Origin of the sequence: Spongiactinospora sp. TRM90649, from assembly GCF_029382225.1 — a bacterium.
Lineage (GTDB): Bacteria > Actinomycetota > Actinomycetes > Streptosporangiales > Streptosporangiaceae > Spongiactinospora.
The window spans coordinates 220,970-239,072 of record NZ_JARLTC010000009.1; the positions used below are offsets into that span (position 1 = coordinate 220,970).

At 70.1% G+C, this 18,103-nt stretch carries 17 protein-coding genes; 8 read left to right on the forward strand and 9 right to left on the reverse strand.

Features of this window, described 5'->3' with window-relative positions; genetic code table 11:
• Positions 1-28: 28 nt before the first annotated feature.
• Positions 29-628: a TetR-like C-terminal domain-containing protein gene (locus P3X83_RS13480; protein ID WP_277305357.1), complete on the forward strand. Its 600-nt coding sequence runs from the start codon at positions 29-31 to the stop codon at positions 626-628.
• A gap of 131 nt (positions 629-759) precedes the next feature.
• Here the strand turns inward: P3X83_RS13480 and P3X83_RS13485 are convergent, their stop codons facing one another.
• From P3X83_RS13485 to P3X83_RS13495, 3 genes are all read right to left on the reverse strand, one after another.
• Positions 760-1,389, reverse strand: a complete 630-nt coding sequence (locus P3X83_RS13485; protein ID WP_277305358.1) for a DUF305 domain-containing protein — start codon at positions 1,387-1,389, stop codon at positions 760-762.
• 61 nt (positions 1,390-1,450) lie between these two features.
• The gene (locus P3X83_RS13490) at positions 1,451-1,879 is read right to left on the reverse strand and encodes a hypothetical protein (RefSeq protein ID WP_277305359.1); all 429 of its coding nucleotides are present in this window, start codon (positions 1,877-1,879) and stop codon (positions 1,451-1,453) included.
• A gap of 34 nt (positions 1,880-1,913) precedes the next feature.
• Positions 1,914-2,048 carry a hypothetical protein gene (locus tag P3X83_RS13495; RefSeq protein ID WP_277305360.1) on the reverse strand — a complete coding sequence of 45 codons (135 nt, stop codon included), beginning with the start codon at positions 2,046-2,048 and terminating at the stop codon, positions 1,914-1,916.
• 108 nt (positions 2,049-2,156) lie between these two features.
• Here P3X83_RS13495 and P3X83_RS13500 point away from each other — a divergent pair, with 108 nt between their 5' ends.
• Positions 2,157-3,101 (forward strand): hypothetical protein, encoded by a 945-nt coding sequence (locus P3X83_RS13500; protein ID WP_277305361.1) that lies wholly within the window; start codon positions 2,157-2,159, stop codon positions 3,099-3,101.
• Positions 3,102-3,103: 2 nt separating this feature from the next.
• Here the strand turns inward: P3X83_RS13500 and P3X83_RS13505 are convergent, their stop codons facing one another.
• Positions 3,104-3,691, reverse strand: a complete 588-nt coding sequence (locus P3X83_RS13505; protein WP_277305362.1) for a TetR/AcrR family transcriptional regulator — start codon at positions 3,689-3,691, stop codon at positions 3,104-3,106.
• A gap of 119 nt (positions 3,692-3,810) precedes the next feature.
• On the opposite strand from P3X83_RS13505, the gene P3X83_RS13510 reads away from it, so the two are divergent.
• From P3X83_RS13510 to P3X83_RS13520, 3 genes are all read left to right on the forward strand, one after another.
• Positions 3,811-4,458 (forward strand): methyltransferase domain-containing protein, encoded by a 648-nt coding sequence (locus P3X83_RS13510; RefSeq protein WP_277305363.1) that lies wholly within the window; start codon positions 3,811-3,813, stop codon positions 4,456-4,458.
• A 549-nt stretch (positions 4,459-5,007) separates the two neighbouring features.
• Positions 5,008-7,260, forward strand: a complete 2,253-nt coding sequence (locus P3X83_RS13515; protein ID WP_277305364.1) for a glycosyltransferase family 39 protein — start codon at positions 5,008-5,010, stop codon at positions 7,258-7,260.
• Positions 7,260-8,816 (forward strand): glycosyltransferase, encoded by a 1,557-nt coding sequence (locus P3X83_RS13520; protein WP_277305365.1) that lies wholly within the window; start codon positions 7,260-7,262, stop codon positions 8,814-8,816. The genes P3X83_RS13515 and P3X83_RS13520 overlap by 1 nt, the downstream gene beginning before the upstream one ends.
• Here the strand turns inward: P3X83_RS13520 and P3X83_RS13525 are convergent.
• The 3 genes from P3X83_RS13525 to P3X83_RS13535 form a co-directional block, all read right to left on the reverse strand.
• Positions 8,782-9,315, reverse strand: a complete 534-nt coding sequence (locus P3X83_RS13525) for an RICIN domain-containing protein (protein ID WP_277305366.1) — start codon at positions 9,313-9,315, stop codon at positions 8,782-8,784. The two genes, P3X83_RS13520 and P3X83_RS13525, sit on opposite strands and share 35 nt — an antisense overlap.
• Before the next feature lie 225 nt (positions 9,316-9,540).
• Positions 9,541-10,725 (reverse strand): 4-hydroxybenzoate 3-monooxygenase, encoded by a 1,185-nt coding sequence (locus P3X83_RS13530; protein ID WP_277305367.1) that lies wholly within the window; start codon positions 10,723-10,725, stop codon positions 9,541-9,543.
• Positions 10,726-10,803: 78 nt separating this feature from the next.
• Entirely contained in the window at positions 10,804-11,646 is an 843-nt protein-coding gene (locus P3X83_RS13535; protein WP_277305368.1) for a MarR family transcriptional regulator, read from the reverse strand.
• A gap of 121 nt (positions 11,647-11,767) precedes the next feature.
• Here P3X83_RS13535 and P3X83_RS13540 point away from each other — a divergent pair, with 121 nt between their 5' ends.
• The 3 genes from P3X83_RS13540 (at position 11,768) to P3X83_RS13550 (ending at position 16,172) form a co-directional block, all read left to right on the forward strand.
• Positions 11,768-12,409: a hemerythrin domain-containing protein gene (locus tag P3X83_RS13540; protein WP_277305369.1), complete on the forward strand. Its 642-nt coding sequence runs from the start codon at positions 11,768-11,770 to the stop codon at positions 12,407-12,409.
• A 61-nt stretch (positions 12,410-12,470) separates the two neighbouring features.
• Positions 12,471-12,788, forward strand: coding sequence for a CU044_2847 family protein (locus tag P3X83_RS13545; protein ID WP_277305370.1), 318 nt, complete (start codon positions 12,471-12,473; stop codon positions 12,786-12,788).
• A 3-nt stretch (positions 12,789-12,791) separates the two neighbouring features.
• A complete protein-coding gene (locus P3X83_RS13550) occupies positions 12,792-16,172 on the forward strand; it encodes an ATP-binding protein (RefSeq protein WP_277305371.1) in 3,381 nt (1,126 codons plus the stop codon).
• Here the strand turns inward: P3X83_RS13550 and tgmC are convergent.
• Both tgmC and P3X83_RS13560 read right to left on the reverse strand, forming a co-directional pair.
• A complete protein-coding gene (gene tgmC / locus P3X83_RS13555) occupies positions 16,154-17,827 on the reverse strand; it encodes an ATP-grasp peptide maturase system methyltransferase (protein ID WP_277305372.1) in 1,674 nt (557 codons plus the stop codon). The genes P3X83_RS13550 and tgmC overlap by 19 nt on opposite strands.
• Positions 17,820-18,077: a hypothetical protein gene (locus tag P3X83_RS13560; protein ID WP_277305373.1), complete on the reverse strand. Its 258-nt coding sequence runs from the start codon at positions 18,075-18,077 to the stop codon at positions 17,820-17,822. The genes tgmC and P3X83_RS13560 overlap by 8 nt, the downstream gene beginning before the upstream one ends.
• Positions 18,078-18,103 lie beyond the last annotated feature (26 nt).

Here is an 18,103-nt window from a genome sequence, read left to right on the forward strand (position 1 = left end):
AGTCGTGTAGCTAAGCAAGGGGGTGACGGTGGCCGACCACACGAGCCGCACGCGCCGGCGCGGCGAGGAACTGATCAAGGCCATCCACGACGCCGTCCTGGAAGAAGTGGTCGCGGTCGGCGTCGGACGCCTGACCATGGACGGCATCGGCCGCCGCGCGGCCACCCCCCGCACCACGCTCTACCGCCGCTGGTCCGACCCGACCGAGGTGCTCCTCGACGCCCTCTACCACCAGCACCCGGTCGAGGAGCCCACCCCAAGCGCCGACGACCTGCGCGGCGACCTCATCCGCGCCCTCCGCCTCATGGTCGACTGGGCCCTCAGCCCGGCAGGCCGCGCCGTCGCCGCCATCCTCACCGACCCCAAGAGCGTCGCCCTGATCTCCGAAGCCCTCTTCGACCGCGTCTTCGCCGACCGCGGCGGCACCTTCACCGCCACCGTGCTCCACCACTACGCCGCCCAGGGCCACTTCCCCACCGACCGCCTCACCCCGGTCGTCACCGACATCGGCGAGGCCCTCGTCACCAAACGCCTGATCGACACCGGCACCCCTCCAACCGACGAAGACCTCGCCGCCATAGTCGACCAGGCCATCCTCCCCGCCCTCGGCCTCGACCCCCGAGCCTGAGCCGGGCAGGACGGTGAGCAGCGCTCTAGCGGTGAGCTGAGATCACGCCTGCGAAATGGCGCGAACTCCAATTTCCGGGCGAGTACTCCATGGCGACTCAAGGAGAACGGCGCGCCGGGCGTCGGCCTTGGCTAGAGGCGATTGAGGATTTGCCGCATTTGATCGATCTCGGATCGCTGGGTGGTGGCGATGGTGCGGGCGAGTTCGGTGGCTTCGGGGGATCGGCCCTGGGACTCTTCGGCCTTGGCCATCGTGATGGCGCCCTCGTGGTGGGCGATCATCAGGCGGAGGAAGCTCTTGTCGAACTCGGGGCCCTTGGCGTTCTCCAGGGCGGTCATGTCCTGGTCGGACATCATGCCGGGCATGTTGTGATCCATGCCGTGGTCCATGGTCGCGGGCTTGCCCCAGGACCTGAGCCAGCCGGTCATGGTGGCGATCTCGGGGGCCTGGGCGGCTTTGATCTTGGTGGCTAGTTCCTTGACCTCGGGGTCGGCGGCGCGGGTCTCGGCGAGGTCGGCCATTTCCACGGCCTGCTGGTGGTGCGGGATCATCATCTGGGCGAACATCACGTCCGCGTTGTTGAAGGACGCCGGCTGAGACTCGGTGGCCGACGCCGAGGGCGCGGCGGTGGTCGTCGTCGGGTGGGCGGCGGAGGCGGCGGTTTCGGTGGTGCCGCCGCAGGCGGTGAGCAGGGCGAGTGCGCCCGCCGTCGCCGTCAGGGCCGAGATTCGGCGCAGGGCTCGGTCACGGTTCACGTGCATGGTCGATGACTCCTGGTAACGGTGGTCGTGCATGATGGGCTGTCGCGGGGCGGCGATCGGCCTATGTGCGGAGCACCGTCACTCGGGTGAGCCGGAGTGCCATGCCGGGCGGCGGGGGTCTCGCCGGGCGGAGGCGGGGGCCGGAGCGGCGCAGGACGGCGAGCGCCAGGCGCTGGGCGCGCAGGCGGGCCGTCCCGATCCAGAGGAGAAGCAGCGAGGTCAGTACGGCCAGGCACATGGCCCCGGGGTCGAGGTCGGGAAGATCCCGGCCGGGAGCCACGAGACCGCCCGCGACGGCGGGGCCGTGGCCCGCGGAGACGCCCACCGAGTGGGAGCCCGCGTCGGCCATCGCGTGGTGGGTGGTGGCGTGGCCCAGGGTGTGCATGCCGGTGACGCCGAGGACGAGCAGCAGCAGAAGCAGCAGCCGGGAGGCGTGGTGAGCGGGGCCGTGGCCGGTGCCATGGCCCGGTCGGTGCGCTCGTGCGGCCACCCATTCCCCTTCTGAACTGCGGTCTCGCTACGACTCATGGTACGGGGGCACGCACCCCTGAGGCCCCTTGTCCGGTGGGTTCCAGCCCGGCCGGCAGCACCCGGACGGCGACGCCGATCAGCGCCGCCTCGCGGGCGTCGGCGGGGTCCAGCGCGGTCATACGTCGCATCACGTCTCTCCTTTCGCGCCTATACCCTACCCCCGTACCATATGCCCTTTCTGTCGGGGGCCGGAGATAACTTGCGAAGCGGTTCACCACACGCACAGGGGGGGCGTCATGGCCAGATTGGTGCGCGAACTCGGCACCGAGGTGTTCGCCGGGGAACGGCGGTTCAAGTTCGTCGTGCGCGACGACCTGGATGAGTGGCAGGGGCGCGGGCGGCTGGAGCCGGACGAGGGGGCCGTGCTCGTGCACAGTGCCGGCGATCATCATTACCCGGCCGTGCGGCTGGAGGCATGGGACGCCGAGCCGGAGCCGCCCGACCCCTCATGGCAGGAGGTCGGCTCGGCGATGATCGAGTCCCCGACCGGGATCATCCGCTTACCGAGAGGGTTCGAGGAGCCCGACGCGCTGTTCCTGATCGGTCCGCCGATCTTCGAATACCGCGTCGCCGCCTACACCAAGGACGCCCATCTGCTGCCCGCCGAGGGCCGGTCCGTCCCTCGCGGGGCCGAGAAGTGGCTGTTGCGGTTCTGGCCGCTGCGCGACGCGTTCGACCCGCGCGTCCACCTGCGTCCGCCGCCGTACTCGCCGGACGGCACCAGCATCGGGGACCCTGGGCCAGCGCCGGTGTCGCAGGCCGCCGAGTGGCCCGCGATGCGAACGCCGGAGTGGCCGGTGTGGAGTGAGGACACCGAGGAGGATCGCGTCGCGCAGGAGCTGAACCCGGCGAAGGCTCAGACCACGGGCAGCCTCGCCGACCGGTTCACCCCCGCGCTGTGCGCCGAGCCGGGCACCACCGTCCGGGTCTGGCAGTGGGACGACGCCGACCACGAAGGCCCACTCGGGGCCATGGCGGCCCACCGCGAGATCCTCGCCCACGATGTGATCGAACGGCGGGTCTTCGTCACCGCGATCGTGACCGTGCTGCGGAACGTCGGCGACTGGTACGACCTGCGCCCAGCAGAGCCCGTGGAGGCGGCCAGGCTGCTCTACGCCGAACGCGCGTGGGGCGTACCGGTGGCGCCCTCGGGGCCACCTGCTCCGTCAATACCGGTATGACGTCATCGTGGCAGGTCGAGGACCTCGCGGACGCCGGGGCCGATCAGGCCGCGGAAAACCGCGTCCACCTCCTCCGGGCCGGCCGACGGGTCGCCGTCCGCCCACCGCGAGAGCATCGCGACGAACGCGCCGACCACTCCGGTCACCACCAGGTCCAGCGCGGGTGGCGGCGGGGCTCCCGGGGGCAGCGCGGCGATGATGTCGTCACGCACGATCTCGCCGATGAATCGCTCGGCCCTGGCGATGATCGCCGCGCCGCCGCGCCGTCCGAGCACGGCCCGCATCAGCGAACGCTGCTCGGCGACGTGCTCCAGCATCGGCAGGCTGAAGCCGAACAGGCCGTCGTCGCCGTGCGCCTTGGCGGAGCTGCGCAGGGTCTCGGCGAGTTCGTCCAGATTGCTAAAGAGCACGTCCTGTTTGTCGGCGAAGTGGGCGTAGAAGGTGGAGCGTCCGACGTCGGCGCGGTTGATGATGTCGGTCACCGTCACCGCGTCGTAGCCCTTGTCCAGGATGAGTTCGATCAGGGCGCGCTGGACGGCCTGCCTGGTGCGCCGAACCCGCCGGTCCGCGCGGATCGCGTTTCCGGGCAATTCCTGGCTCCTGTCCTGTTCGGCACACCTTGGCCGGTTTGGTGGTTGACCTTGCCATAGCATCGAACACAATTTCATTAAGTGAACATTTTTCTTCAGGGAGCTAGATCATTATGGCGATGACCAAGCATGACCACGAACATGACCACGAACACGACCATGGCGGCGGCACCATCGATCATCCACGCGTGTACGAGGCGTTCACCTCGTTCGCGTTCTTCGGGCGGCGGCGTGAGCTGTTCACGCGCCTGGCGACGCACGCCCGGGTGCGCCCCGGCCACCGGGTGCTCGACGTCGGCTGTGGCACGGGATATCTGACCCGTGTCCTTTCGCCGGTCGTCGGGCCCGAGGGCCAGGTCACCGGGGTGGATCCGGCTCCCAACATGATCGACTACGCCTGGGGGCGCGCCCCGGGCAACTGTTCGTACCTGGTCGGCGAGGGGCAGTCCCTCGACCTCCCCGACGCCTCGTTCGACGTCGTCATGTCCACGCTCGCCGTCCATCACATGCCGCCGGCGGCACGCGGCGCGGCGATCCGGGAGATGTTCCGGGTGCTGCGGCCCGGCGGCCGGCTGGTGATCGCCGAGTTCCGCCGTCCCACGAACCCGCTGGGTGTGGCCGTGGCACGGGTGCTCGCGGCCCCCGCGATGCGGCACGACATGTACGACCTGCTGGCGGAGGAGATCCCGGCCGCGGGGTTCGCCATCGAGGAGCGCGGCGACCTGCCGTCACTGCTGACCTACGTCCGCGCGGTACGCCCCGCCTGAAGAACGGCCGGAAGAACGGCCCGACCACTGGCGATCGCCTCGCCCCGGCCCACTGCGAAGCAGGGCCGGGGCACGCCGGAACAGGGGTGACGCCGGGGGTGGTGGGGGCGGCGGCCGACCGGCGTCACCGTCGAGATCGGCCATCGGGTGAGGGGGCGGAACAGGGGCGGGATTAAGGGTCGCAGGGGTGGTGCCCGCCTCCGGGGACCACCGACTCGCGCTCACTAAATACCGATATGGCACGTGTTGTCCTAGTTTAGCGCCGACATTCATTCGAAACTACGTTATTGCGGCCCGACAGTTAGGGAGCTTTGCTTGGGTTTTGTTCTGGGCAAAGGCTACCGAGCAGCCGTAACGGTGATAATCAGCGTGGGCGAGGATACTACCAATCAAATTACCCAAACGTTCTTCCTTGCCGCGGTGAAAGCGAGGGATCGCCGTGAGCATCGAGTACGGCACGGCCGCAGGGCCCTCCCGGCGGCGGCTCCCCGCCCCTGAACAGCCCGCTGTCAGCCGGCGTCGCCGCGTGACCACCACGAATGCGCTCTGATGTCCACCCAGCGACACACGGAGAACTCACCGCTGCCGGAAACCGTGGAAGGCGTGGCCGTGGTCATTCCCGGCCTTCCACCGGAAAGCGCCGCGGCCACGGCGGAGCGAACCCTCGCCGCCCTGGAAGGAACGTGCCAAGGGCATCGGATCATCATCGTGGGCGCGGATGTCGGCGAAATCACCGACGAACTCGCCACCCGATATCCGGGGCGTGTGATGGCCGTGCGTCACGAGGACACCACGGACCGGGAAACGGCGATCGTGGCCGGAATTCGGGCCGCGCTCGAAGCGGACGGCACGCGATGGGTGGTGCTGGCCAACCCCGACGGCGGGTTCCACACCGACGACGTGCTCGACGTGCTGCGGGTGCGGCACGCGGAACGGGCGGACGCGGTGATCGCGGTCCGGTGCGAGCCGGGCGACCTGCCGTCCCGGCCGCGGCCGGGTGGGCACTCCATGGCCGATGCCGTCCGCCTGCTGCTCGGCCCGCGCGGCCACGACGCCTTCCGCACCTGCACGCTCCTCGACCGGCGGCTCCTGGAACACCTCCTCCCGACCGGAGTCCCGGCGAACCCCGCGAACCCCGCGAACCCCGCGAACTCGGCCAGAACCGCCCGCGACCGCGTCCGGATCGTCGAGCACCCCATCGAGCGCCCCATCGGGCCGCCGCGCGAAAGGCCCCGGAGGGTGCGGCCGAGGCGCCCGAGGATGCGGCCGAGGTGGAGATTCGCACCGCGCGATCCGGTGCTCGCCGGGGTGCTGGTGGTGTCGGTGCTACTGTCCGTCGCCGCGTTCGTGCATCACCTGCACCTGGGCACCGTGCTGTCCTACAGCGACGCCGTCTCCCACCTCCTCATCTCCCGGCGCGTCATCGACAGCCCCACCGCGGGCGCGGCACAGCTCGGCGGGGTGTGGCCGCCGCTGCCGCACGTCCTGACACTGCCGCTGATCTGGCACGACGGGATCTTCTACTCCGGCATCGCCGGTTCCCTGGTCTCGATGGCGTCGTACGTGATCGCCATCAGGTACGTCTATCTGACGGCCGCGCGGATGGTCGAGGGCGGGCGGAGCCGGGCCGCCGGGCTGGCGGCGGCCGGGCTGGTCGCGCTCAACCCGAACATGCTCTACCTGCAGAGCACCCCGATGACCGAGCTGCCATTGATCGCTTGCACCGCCGGGGCCGTATTCCACCTGCAGGAATGGTGCCGGACGGAGCGGTACCGGCAGCTCACCATGGCGTCCGCCGCGACGCTGCTGGCCACGCTGACCCGCTACGAGGGCTGGGTGCTCGCGTTCGCGCTGACGCTCGTGGTCGGGTACGTCACGCTGCGCCGCAGGCGGGGGCTGGTCCGGATGGAGGCGCACCTGATCTTCTTCGGCCTGGTGGCGTTCAGCGGCATCGCGGCCTGGATCGGCTGGAGCCGGTTGATCTTCGGGGACTGGCTGTACTGGCACTCCGGCGAGTACGCCAAGCCGTCCCTGTGGATGCTGCCGCACGACGTGAACATCGGCTCATCGGTCATGTCCACGCGTACCTACCTGTACGCGATATTCCATGACATGGGCTGGCTGTCCCCGGCCGTCGCGGTTGCCGGGCTGATCGCGTACGGCGTGCGACGGCGGCTGCGTCCCGAGGCCGCCGCGCCGTACACGCTGCTGGTGTTCCTGCCGTTCTTCCTAAGCGCGCTCTACCTGGGCATGCGCCCGCTGCTGGTGCCCGAAGTCGGGGAGTACCTCTACAACGTCAGATTCGCCATGGTGATGGTGCTGGCGGTGGCGGTGTTCGCCGGGTACCTGGTGTCGCTGGTCCCGCTGCGGCGGCGGCTGCGGCGGGCGGCGATGGTGGGCACGGCGGCCACGGTGCTCGCCGTCCCGGGGACGGCGACGCTGGCCGAACCGCTCCGCTGGGAGACGTTCCGGGACCGCGCGGTGGTCGCGGACGCGGTGAACTGGCTGCGCGGCCACTACGACGGCGGGCGCGTGCTGATGGAGAACCACGGCAACGAGGCGGTCGTGTTCGGATCCCGCATCCCGATGGGCCGGATCGTCTACGAGGGCAGTTTCCGCCTGTGGAAACGCGCCCTGGCGCGGCCCGCCAGGCAGCGCATCCGGTGGATCTACGCGCGCACCACCCCCGGGTCGCCGGACCACCTCTGGCGGGCGATGCACAACGGTCCCGTGCTGGAGACGCACTACACCCTGGTCTACCGGGACACGTTCCAGCGGATCTACCGGCGGAAGGAAGTGTGATGACCTCGCTGGACCAGCGGCTCACGGCAGCGGTGACGACCACCCCGCCTCCCGCCGAGACCCTTGAACGCACGGCCCCCGACATGACCGCGCGGCGGCTGCTGAGCCGCGGCCAGGTGGTGACCGGGAGTGTCGTGGCCGGCGGCCTGGGCGCCCTGCTGATCCTGCGGTGGGCGTTCGGCCTGGGCCCGTCGGCGCTGTGGTGGGGCCGGGCGGTGATCGCCACGGTCACCGCGATCTACGTCGCCGTCCTGGTCTTCCGGACGGCCGTGCTGGTGGGCGGCTGGCGATCCAAGGTGATCGAGTTCGGCGCGGCGACCGTGCGCGGCCTGGCGGATGACACGCTGCCGGTCTACACGGTGCTGGTGCCGCTGTACCGGGAGGCGAAGGTCCTGCCGCGCCTGCTGGAGCGGCTCCGCCTGCTGGACTATCCGCGCGACCGGCTGCAGATCCTGCTGCTGGTCGAGGAGGACGACGCGGAGACCCGCACGGCGATGCCGGAGCTGGAGCCGCCGTTCGAGGTGGTCCTGATCCCGCCGTCGCACCCGCGCACCAAGCCCAAGGCGTGCAACGTCGGGCTGGCCAGGGCGCGCGGCGAGTTCGTCGTCATCTACGACGCCGAGGACCGTCCCGACCGTGACCAGCTCCGCAAGGCCATACTGGCGTTCCGCGGCCTGCCGGACCGGGTGGTGTGCGTGCAGGCCGAGCTGCAGTACTGGAACCCGTGGACGAACTGGCTGACCCGCTGCTTCGCGGCCGAGTACGCGGCCAACTTCAGCCTGATGCTGCGCGGCCTGGACCGCCACCGGCTGGCGATCCCGCTGGGCGGCACGTCCAACCACTTCCACACCGGGGCGCTGCGCGCGCTCGGCGGCTGGGATCCGTACAACGTGACAGAGGACGCCGACCTCGGCATCCGCATCGCGCGGCGCGGCTGGGACGTACGGATGATGCTCTCGGTCACCGAGGAGGAGGCCAACAGCCGCCTGGGCAACTGGATCCGGCAACGCAGCCGCTGGATCAAGGGCTACATCCAGACCTGGCTCGTGCACACCCGCCATCCGGTGCTCCTGTGGCGGCAGCTCGGCACGCGGCGCACGGTCGCCTTCCACCTCACGATGGGGTTCTCCACGCTGACCACGCTGGTCAACCCGTTCTTCTGGGCGCTGACGCTGATCTACGTGTGCTCGGGCACCCGGTATGTGGCGGCGCTGTTCCCGGCGGTGCCGCTCTACTTCGGCACCGCGACCCTGGTGGCCGGGAACCTGCTGATGATCTACTGCATGATGGCCGGCTGCCTGGAGCGCGGCCTGTTCCGGGCCGTGCGCGCCATGCTCACCATCCCGCTGTACTGGGCCTTGATGAGCGTGGCGGCCTACAAGGCGGTCTTCCAGTTGCTGCGGCCGAGCCGCCGGCACTTCTGGGAGCTGACCGACCACGGCCTGGTCGAGGACGACGCCACCGCCACCCACGTCGCCCGGCGCGACCCGAGCCGCCGCTGGTGGCGGTGCGTCGGTGCGGCTATTCGGCGTCCTGGATCACGAACTTCTGGTTGACGTTGCCCGTGCAGGTGAACTGGATGATCGGCGTATCGTTGGCGGTACGCGAGCCGAAGACGTCGAAGCACTTGCCGGCGTCGGTGCGGATCTCCACCCGGCCGGCGGTGGTCCGCTCGATGCGGAACCGCTGGTTGGCCCCGCCGTGACAGGTGTACTGAATGATCGGCGCGCCGTCGGCGAGACTGGCGCGCGCGACGTCGAGGCACGCGCCGGCGAAGGTCCGGATCTCCACCCGCTCGCGGTCCACCCGCCTGATACGGAACTCCTGGTTGGCGGCGCCGTTGCAGGTGAACTGGATGATCGGCGTCTCGATGTCGATGCTCCTGCCCTGCACGTCGACGCACTTCTCGGCGAAGGTGAAGATGTTCACCTCGTCGACGCGGGGCGGCCCGCCGGCGTGCGCCGCGGGAACGGCGAGCGTCAGAGCCGTCATGGCGCCGGTCGCGGCCAGCAGGGTCAGGCGGCCGGCGAAGCTTCTGGTAAGGCGTGACCTCATGGTCGTGTGGGTCCTCTCTTCGGGAGCGGCGGGACCGGGCGCGAACGGGACTGGACGGCGCCGGCTGCCTCCCACGGGACCCGCGGGCGCCACTCGCTGCTGCTGATGCGCATGCTAACCATGCGCATCAGCAGTGTCACTCACCGTGCGCACGGCTCGCCGATGCCGTCCCCACCTGCTCCCTGAAGGGCTCCCTGAAGGCTCCGCGGAGGACTCCCCCGCTGGTCAGCCGCCCGCCACCAGGTCGGCGAAGGCACGGGCCGCGTGGTCGGAGGTGAACAGCCGGTCGAGCCGCGCCCGCGCGAGCCTGCGGCGGAAGTCACCCGCGAGCGTGGGGTCACCGGCCTCGTGGATCATCTCCGTCATCCAGCGGGAGAACTCCTGGTGGTTCCACACCCGGCGCAGGCAGGTCTCTGAGTAGGCGGCGAGCCGGGCGTCGTCCTTGTCGTGGACGGCGGCGCGCAGCGCGTGTGCCAGCACATTGGCGTCGGCGACCGCCAGGTTCATGCCCTTGCCGCCCATCGGGGTGATGATGTGCGCGGCGTCGCCGACCAGGAAGAGTCTGCCGTAGCGCATCGGATCCACCACGAAGCTACGCATCTCCACCACGGTCTTCTCGGTGATCACGCCGTCGGGCAGCTCGTCGTCGCCGAGGCGGATCCGCAGTTGCGACCAGATCCGCTCGTCGGGCCAGTCGTCCGGCTGGTCGCCGGGGGCGCACTCCAGGTAGAAGCGGCTGGCCTTCGGCCCGCGCGGGAAGTGCGCGGCGAACCCCTTGGTGTGGACGGCCAGCAGCGGCCGGCGCGGCGGCGCGACGTCGGCGAGCACGGTGAACCAGCCGATGCCGTGGTCGTAGGAGTAGGTGGTCACGGCGTCGGCGGGCACGGTGACCCGGCTGACCCCGTGGTGGCCGTCGCATCCGGCGACGTAGTCGCAGACGATCTCGTGCTGGACACCCTCGGTGTCGCGGTAGGTGACGCGGGGCGCGTCGCCGTCCACGTCGTGCAGGGCTACGTCGGCCGCGTCGAACCGCAGGTCACCGCCGTCGGCCGTCAGGGCGGCGATGAGCCGCCCGACGAGGACCTGCTGCGGGACCAGGCGGCCCGCCCGGCCGTCGGACAGTGCGGGGATGTCGAGGTAGCGGGGACGCCCGTCCACCCGGAACTCCAGCACGCTGTCGTACGGCATGCCGGACAGCACGGCCTCGCCCATCCCCCATTCCTCGAACACCCGGGCCCCGGCGTATTCGAGGACGCCCGCCCGCTGCCGCCGTTCGATGTAGGTACGGCTGTGGCGTTCGAGCACCACGCACTCGACGTTCGCCCGGCGTAACAGGTTGGCCAGGGTGAGCCCGGCCGGACCGGCGCCGACGACGACCACCGTGGTGCGTTCCTGGGAGATCTCCGGCATGGGCGTCCCTTCGGCTGAACGGCTCGCGGGGAACCGTGGGGGGTGGGGTGCGAAATCACCCCATGCCATGGCCTCATGCTAGGACGGGGAAGACGGATCGGCATCAGGTCCGTTGGCGAGCGCGGTGAGCAGGGCGTGCAGTTCGGCGGTCCGTTCCGGGCCGAGGGTCTTCTCGACGTGGCGCTCGACGGCCACCATCGCGTCGCGGACCACGGGGACGCGGGCGCGGCCGAGGTCGGTCAGCTCCAGGGCGTAGCGGCGGCGGTCGTGCGGATCCTGGCCCCGGACGGCCAGCCCGGCCTGGACCAGCTCGTCGACGATCGAGGCGGTGGCGGGCTCGGTGAGGGCGAGCTCGTCGGCGAGCCGCTGCTGCGGGCAGGGGCCGAGCCGGTCGAGCGCGGGCAGCATCGCGAAGTGGCGGGTGCGCAGGCCGTGCTCCTTCATCAGGGCGTCGCCCCTGCGCCGCAGGGCGTAGTGGGCCTGCGCGATCAGGTGCTCGGCGCTCGGGGCCGCCGCCTCCTCGTCGTCGGCCACCAGCGCGCCCAGCAGTTCGACGAGCCTGCGGCCCTGGGCGGGGGTGAGCGCGGCGGTGATCTCGGCGTCGCGCTCGGCGGCGGCGCGGCGCATGCCATCCAGCGCGGTACGGCCGGCGTCGGTGATCGACACCACGTGTGTACGGCGGTTCGCCGGGTTGCGGGTGCGGGTGACGAAGCCCTGGGCCTGGAGCCGGTCGAGCAGCTTGACCATGATCGTCCGATTGATGCCGAGCCGGTGGACCAGGTCGTGCTGCGAGGGGGCGGCCTCGTCGGCGAGCACGTCGAGCACCACGAAGTCGCGGGAGGGGCGGTTCTCGCGCACGGCGTGGGTGGTGATGGCGGTGAACACCCGGCGCAGCAGGTGGCCGGTCGTGGGCCGGGCCATGGCGATCACCTCCTTGGTCGGTTCACAGGATAGCGGTTCCCTTAGTGGTTGATAGTTGGGAAGTTGACAGTTAGGTGAGTTGACGATTAGCGTCGGTGGCCTGATGGAAGGGACCGGAAATATGGCTTTCAAGCTGGACATGTCGATGATGTTCGTCATGCACGACGCGCTCCGCCGCGAGCTGGAGCGGATCGCCCGCGTCACCGCCCCCGGCGGCGACGACCCTCGGACGATCTTCCGGACCGCCGTCGGCTGGGAGCTGTTCAAGTCGTACCTGCACGCCCACCACCGCGCCGAGGACGAGACCCTCTGGCCGGTGATGGCCGGGCTGCTCGAAGGCCGCCCGGGTGACCTGGCGCTACTGGACGCCATGGAGGCCGAGCACGCCCGGATCGACCCGCTGCTCGACTCGATCGACGCCGCCCTCGCCGACCACGAGTCCGGACCCGCGCGGCTGGGCGAACTGGCCGACACCCTGCACGCCGAACTCACCGGCCACCTCGCGCACGAGGAGACCGAGGCGCTGCCGCTGATCGATGACGTATTCGACGAGCAGAAGTGGAGCCGCCTCGGCGCGCGGCAGCGCGAACGGATCGGCGGTGACGTGCCGCGCTACCTGCCGTGGCTGCTCGACGACCTCGAACCGGAGCGCGTCGCCGCCATCCTCGGCGGGATGCCGGCGGAGATTCGGACGGCGTATGACAAGGAATGGTCGGTCGCGTACGGGCGTCTTATTCTATGGCCGGGCATTCCCGGTAAATAGCAAATCGAGGCGTCGGCCGTCCGGTAATCTGCGATGGTTCCCCTGCCACAGGAGTCGGCCCATGACGCAGCTATTAGCGGTTCCCGTCGCCGGGGGTGAGGCCGTGCTCTTCGAGGTGGACGCCGCCTCGATCGACGGCTCCGACCTCGAACTCGCGGCCGGGAACGGCGCGGTGGCCAGGGCCCGCGCGAGCCTGGACGACGTGCTGCGGACCATCAGACCGGCGCTCGGCAGCGTGGCCAAGGCGCTGAAGGACATGCGGCCGGACGAACTGGAAATCGAGTTCGGCGTCAAAGTCGGCGCCGAGTCGAGCGTGGTGATCGCCAAGGGCACCACGGAAGCGAACTTCACAATTCGCCTACTGTGGCGGCAACCTTGAAATATGGCCACCACGTCGCGTAAGGGATTTATCGTTCGAATTATTCGGGCGAGCATCGGCGACTCGGCCGGAGTGGGCTTCGTCGTCGGCGACCGCGAGATCGTCACGTGCGCGCACGTCGTCAACGTCGCGCTGGGGCTGGACAAGACCGCCACCGGCCGGCCGTCCGAGACCGGCCGCGTCCTGATCGAGTTCCCCCTGCTCGGAGACGCCGAAGGCGCGCCGCTGCGCAACTGCAAGGTGACCGCGTGGAGCCCGCCCGGCCAGGGCGGGCGCGACGTCGCCGGACTCACCATCGTCGGCGGCGACGCCCTGCCGGTCGGCGCGGGCCCGGCCCGGCTGATGGACCTGCGGAACCTGCACGACGCCCAGGTCTCCGTGTTCGGCTACCCGGCGGCCCCCGCCAGGAGACGCAACGGCGGCTGGGCCGTCTGCCGGTTCCGGGGCGCGGTCGGCGGCGGACTGGTCCAGCTCGACGCCGAGGGCGAGTCCGCGCTGCGCGCCCAGCCCGGCTACAGCGGCAGCCCCGCGATCATGGAAGACGAGTGGGGCGACGCCGTCGTCGGCATGCTCGCCGTCGCGCCGCGCGAAGGGACACACGCCGACGCCTACGCCGTCCCCGTGGAACACGTCGCCAACGCCTGGCCCGAACTGCTCGGCGAGAGCGCCATGCCGCCGTGCCCCTACCGGGGACTGCAGGCGTTCACCGCCGCCGACGCCCAGGAAGGGGTGTTCGTCGGACGCGAGGACGAGGTCGCCCGGCTCAACACGATGGTCCAGCGGCACCCGCTGGTGCTGGTGGTCGGGCCGTCGGGGGTTGGCAAGTCCTCGCTGGTGGCCGCCGGTCTGGAACCCACCCTGCGCGCCGGCGGGTGGGACGTCGCCTCCTTCCGGCCGGGACGCAACCCGTTCGACTCGGCGGCGCACACACTTTTGAATCTGGAGAAGTCGGGCGAGCCGCACACCCTCGACGACCTGAACGCGATCGCGGCGCGCATCCACCGGGACGGGCTGCTTGCCGTAACAGAACAGCTCTCGCTGCTGCGCGACCGCCCGGTCGCGCTGGTGTGCGACCAGATGGAAGAGATCTTCACCGCCGAAGGCGGTGCCGACCTGGAGTTCCTGCAGAAGATCCTGCCGTCCGCCGACGACGGCCCCGACCGCGCCGACGTCCGCCTGATCTGCACCCTGCGCGCCGACTTCCTGCCCGCGCTGCTCGAACTCCCCGGCATGGGCCTGCGCCTGCAGGACCGCCAGCTCAACATCACCCCCCTCGACGAGCACGCGCTCGCCCGGGTCATCGCCGAGCCGTCCCAGGTCGCCAAGGTCACCTACTCCCCCGGCCTGGTCGAGACCATCGCGCGCGAGTCGAGCCGCAGCCGGGGCGGCCTGCCGCTGCTGGAGTTCACCCTCACCAAACTGTGGGCGACGCAGCACCGCCGCCGACTCACCTTCGACCACTACCACGCGCTCGGCGGCGTCGCGGGCGCGCTCAACCGGCACGCCGAGGAGGTCTACGGCGAGCTGTGCGAACGCTACGGAGAAAAGGACATCCGGCGCGTCCTGCTGGCCATGGTCCGCGCCCGGGGCGGCGCCGCCAGCGCGGCCCGCGTCGTCGCCCGGCGGCAGCACCTCGGCGACGGCTGGAAGATCGCCGAAGACCTCGCCCAGTCCACCACCCGCCTGGTCGTCCTCGCGCCCGAGGGCCCCGACACCGCCGAGATCGCCCACGAGGCGCTGATCCGCGAATGGAAACGCTTCGGCGACTGGGTCGAGGAGGACGCCGAGTTCCAGCGCTGGCTGGCCGTCATGGAAGAACGCGCCGCCGACGGCGACCTGCTCTCCGAGGTCCGGATCGCCGAGGGCAAACGCTGGCTGGAGGCCCGTCCCGCCGACGTGCCGCAGGGCGTGGTGGAACTGATCGAGCACAGCGAGCGGGAGATCTCGATCCGGCTGGCGGCGCAGAAGGAACTGCTGCGGTCGAACGCCGAACTGGAGGACAAGGCGGCGCTGCTGGCCAGGCAGAACCGGGCCATCGAGATCCAGAACTTCCAGATCGAACAGGCCAGGCGCACGCTGGAGGAACGCGCCGAACAGCTCGCGCTGGCCTCCCGCTACAAGTCCGAGTTCATGGCGAACATGTCACACGAGCTGCGCACCCCACTGAACAGCCTGCTCGTACTGGCCAAACTGCTCGCCGACAACCCCAGCGGGACCCTGACCTCCCAGCAGGAGGAGTTCGCCCGCGCCATCCACGGCGCGGGCTCGGGCCTGCTGCAACTGATCAACGACATCCTCGACCTGTCCAAGGTCGAAGCCGGACGGATGGACATCCACCCGCAGCCGATCCCGCTGTCCGACCTGGTGCGCTACGTGGAGACGCTGTTCACGCCGCTGGTCCTGGAGAAGGACCTGACCTTCACCGTGGAAGTGGACGACCTGGCGCCCGTCGCGCTGCACGCCGACGAGCAGCGGTTGCAGCAGGTGCTGCGCAACCTGCTGACCAACGCGGTGCAGTTCACCGTGAGAGGTGAGGTGCGCCTGCGGATCGTCCCGCCTCCGCGCGAGGTCCTCTTCGAGGACGAGAAGCTGCGCGCCGCCGACCAAGTGATCGGCTTCCAGGTCTGCGACACCGGCATCGGCATCCCCACCGACAAACTGGAGATCATCTTCGAGCCGTTCCGCCAGGCCGACGGCACCACCAGCCGCAAGTACGGCGGTTCCGGCCTCGGCCTGTCGATCTGCCGCGAGATCGCCCGCCTGCTCGGCGGCGAGATCCACGTGGACAGCGAACACGGCGTGGGGAGCGTGTTCACCCTCTACCTACCGGTCCTGTGGGAGGGCCCGCTGTCCGCACCCGACGGCGGAGCCGTCATCCGGCCCCGGTCCGCCTCCGGCGACACGTGGCCGTACCTCGCAAGCGTGCCGCCCCCCGCCGCCGAACCCCTCGACGCCATGCCGATCATCGGCGAGGAGCCCCCCGTCCGCTCGTCCGGCGACGACGACCCGCTGCGCGGAGCCAAGATCCTGATCATCGACGATGATGTCCGCGTCGTCTTCGCCCTGGCGAGCGTCCTCGAACGCAATGGCGCGACGGTGCTGTACGCGGAGAACGGCGACGATGGCTTCACGGCGCTCGAACGCGACGACGACGTGGCGCTCCTGCTGATCGACCTCATGATGCCGGACGTGGACGGCTGGACGGCGATGGCGGCGATCCGGAGGATGCCTGCTTACGCCAAGCTTCCGATCATTGCCCTGAACAACCTGAACGTGGGCAGAGAGCCCTACTCGGTCGCCTCCGACTACGTCCCCAAGCCGGTGGACATAACGGTGCTGCTCAACCGGATCCGCCACTGGCTCTCTCATTCCACAGGCAGGTAACGGTCATATCCATCACAACTCACCCGCTGTTCGTCCGGGGTGGCCCGGAACGCGTACTGCTTCCAGTTGGGACGGCCCGCGCTTCGCCACCACGCGTACGCCTCCTCCAGTCCGCTCCACAGCCGGGCGGGCCCGGCCTGGTGCAGGAGGTGGCTGCCGTCGGCGTCGGGTTCATAGACCTCGGCCCATGATCCGTCGGGCGTCGCCAATCCGGTGAGATCGCGCCCGTTCTCGTCGGTGGCCCAGTAGCGGCGGGCGTTGTGGACGTGCAGTTGGGCGCAGAACGCGAACGCCGGGTCGTCGAGGACCTTCGGACTCAGCCGGGTGGTGCCGGCGACGTGATCGCCGGCGGCTTGGTGTGGTGGTTTTGTGGGGTGACGGGACGGCATGAACCCGGCCCAGTCGGCGAGGAACCGTCCACGCGCGGTGTTCCGCGGGCCTACTTCGGCGAGCAACATCGCCCCGCCGACCAGCCCGGCCAGGTTGGTGATGATCAGACCTCCTGGTCGTGTCTGCTCGATCCAGGCGGGCGGGAGGTACGGCAGAGCGCACGTTGAGATCATCCGGTCGTAGGGGGTGCAGGCGGGGTGGCCCTGGCGTCCGTCCGCGGTTCGGATCTTTGGGTAGAGGCCGAGCTCGGCCAGTTTCGCTTCGGCTCGTTTGGTCAGCTCCGGGTCGATGTCGATGGACGTGACACGGTGGCCGCCAAGGCGGCGGCTGAGCAGGGCGGCGTTGTAGCCGGTGCCGGTGCCGATCTCCAGGACTGTGTGGTGGTCGCGGAGGTCGAGGGCGTGCAGCATGCGTGCCATCAGGCTGGGCTGGGTGGAACTGGAGGTCTGCCTGCCGTGGCCGCCCTTGGATTGGGCGAATCTGGCTTCCACTGGCTCGCCCTCTATATGAGTAAGGAGGGTGGTGTCGGAGTAGACGCCCTTGAGCCAGGCATCGCGGTGGGCGGGGTCGGCGCTGGTGATCAGGCGGTAGTGGGTTCCCTGCGGCGTGTTGGTGGCGTACGCGAAGTGGGGGACGAAGTGGTGGCGGGGGACGCTCGCGAAGACCTCCCGCCAGGTGGGATCGGTGATGGCACCTGCCTGGACGAGCATGTCGGCAAGCCCTTCGGCGAGACTCATCGGGTGCCTTTCTGGAGGAGGTCGGCGATGGCGGAGGTGATGGGGATTTGGGTGTGGTCTTCGAGCCAGCCGTAGCGCGCTCTCGGGATCGTTGGTGATCAGAGTTTCGGGCACGGCCAGGCCACAGGCCCTCGCCGTGGCGAGCTGCACCGGCTTGTACTCCGCGGCGGCGACCTTGATCGGATGGTTGATCCACAGGCAGTCCAGCGTGTGCAGCACCCCACCCAGCCCGCGCCTCGCCTCGTTGTACGCGAAGAGCCGCTCCGGCCCGGACATCCCCTCCGGCAGCCGGAACTGAGTCGGCCGCCGGTAGTAGACACCGGTCACGTGTCGCAGGGCCAGGCGTACGGCGAGCCCGCGCAGTTCGCCTTCCCAGCGTCCTGCTCCAAGCCCGGCCGTCATCCGCAGATCGAGCGGAAAGTCCCCCACATCCACGCGGTGGACGGTCGCGCCCCGCCCCGCCAGCTCCCGGACGACCCGATCGTCATCGGCCGCCAGCGCCAGCACGTACGTCGGGGCCTCAGTCACTGTTGGTCTCTTCACCGGACGGCCGGTTGCCGTCCAGGTCACCTGTGGTCTCCTTGGTCCCACCGGAGTGGCCACCCGCACGCGGCACCAACCGCCGGACATGACGCAACCCCCACGGGCGTACGGCCGACGGCGGCTCGTCACTCGCTTCGAGCCGATGACCGGTCGGGTCGAGCGGGAACAGATCCCCGATTCGAGCGATCCGCCCTCGCGACTCCCCATCCGGCGAGCATTCGAGCAGTACGTTCATGACACTCCTTCAGTGATCGGTAGGTG

Coding starts and splice junctions, on each gene's coding strand:
- P3X83_RS13485 (WP_277305358.1), bottom strand. CDS start 1,389: ATGCACGTGAACCGTGACCGAGCCCTGCGCCGAATCTCGGCCCTGACG.
- P3X83_RS13495 (WP_277305360.1), bottom strand. CDS start 2,048: ATGCGACGTATGACCGCGCTGGACCCCGCCGACGCCCGCGAGGCGGCG.
- P3X83_RS13500 (WP_277305361.1), top strand. CDS start 2,157: ATGGCCAGATTGGTGCGCGAACTCGGCACCGAGGTGTTCGCCGGGGAA.
- P3X83_RS13510 (WP_277305363.1), top strand. CDS start 3,811: ATGACCAAGCATGACCACGAACATGACCACGAACACGACCATGGCGGC.
- P3X83_RS13515 (WP_277305364.1), top strand. CDS start 5,008: ATGTCCACCCAGCGACACACGGAGAACTCACCGCTGCCGGAAACCGTG.
- P3X83_RS13520 (WP_277305365.1), top strand. CDS start 7,260: ATGACCTCGCTGGACCAGCGGCTCACGGCAGCGGTGACGACCACCCCG.
- P3X83_RS13525 (WP_277305366.1), bottom strand. CDS start 9,315: ATGAGGTCACGCCTTACCAGAAGCTTCGCCGGCCGCCTGACCCTGCTG.
- P3X83_RS13530 (WP_277305367.1), bottom strand. CDS start 10,725: ATGCCGGAGATCTCCCAGGAACGCACCACGGTGGTCGTCGTCGGCGCC.
- P3X83_RS13535 (WP_277305368.1), bottom strand. CDS start 11,646: ATGGCCCGGCCCACGACCGGCCACCTGCTGCGCCGGGTGTTCACCGCC.
- P3X83_RS13540 (WP_277305369.1), top strand. CDS start 11,768: ATGGCTTTCAAGCTGGACATGTCGATGATGTTCGTCATGCACGACGCG.
- P3X83_RS13545 (WP_277305370.1), top strand. CDS start 12,471: ATGACGCAGCTATTAGCGGTTCCCGTCGCCGGGGGTGAGGCCGTGCTC.
- P3X83_RS13550 (WP_277305371.1), top strand. CDS start 12,792: ATGGCCACCACGTCGCGTAAGGGATTTATCGTTCGAATTATTCGGGCG.
- P3X83_RS13560 (WP_277305373.1), bottom strand. CDS start 18,077: ATGAACGTACTGCTCGAATGCTCGCCGGATGGGGAGTCGCGAGGGCGG.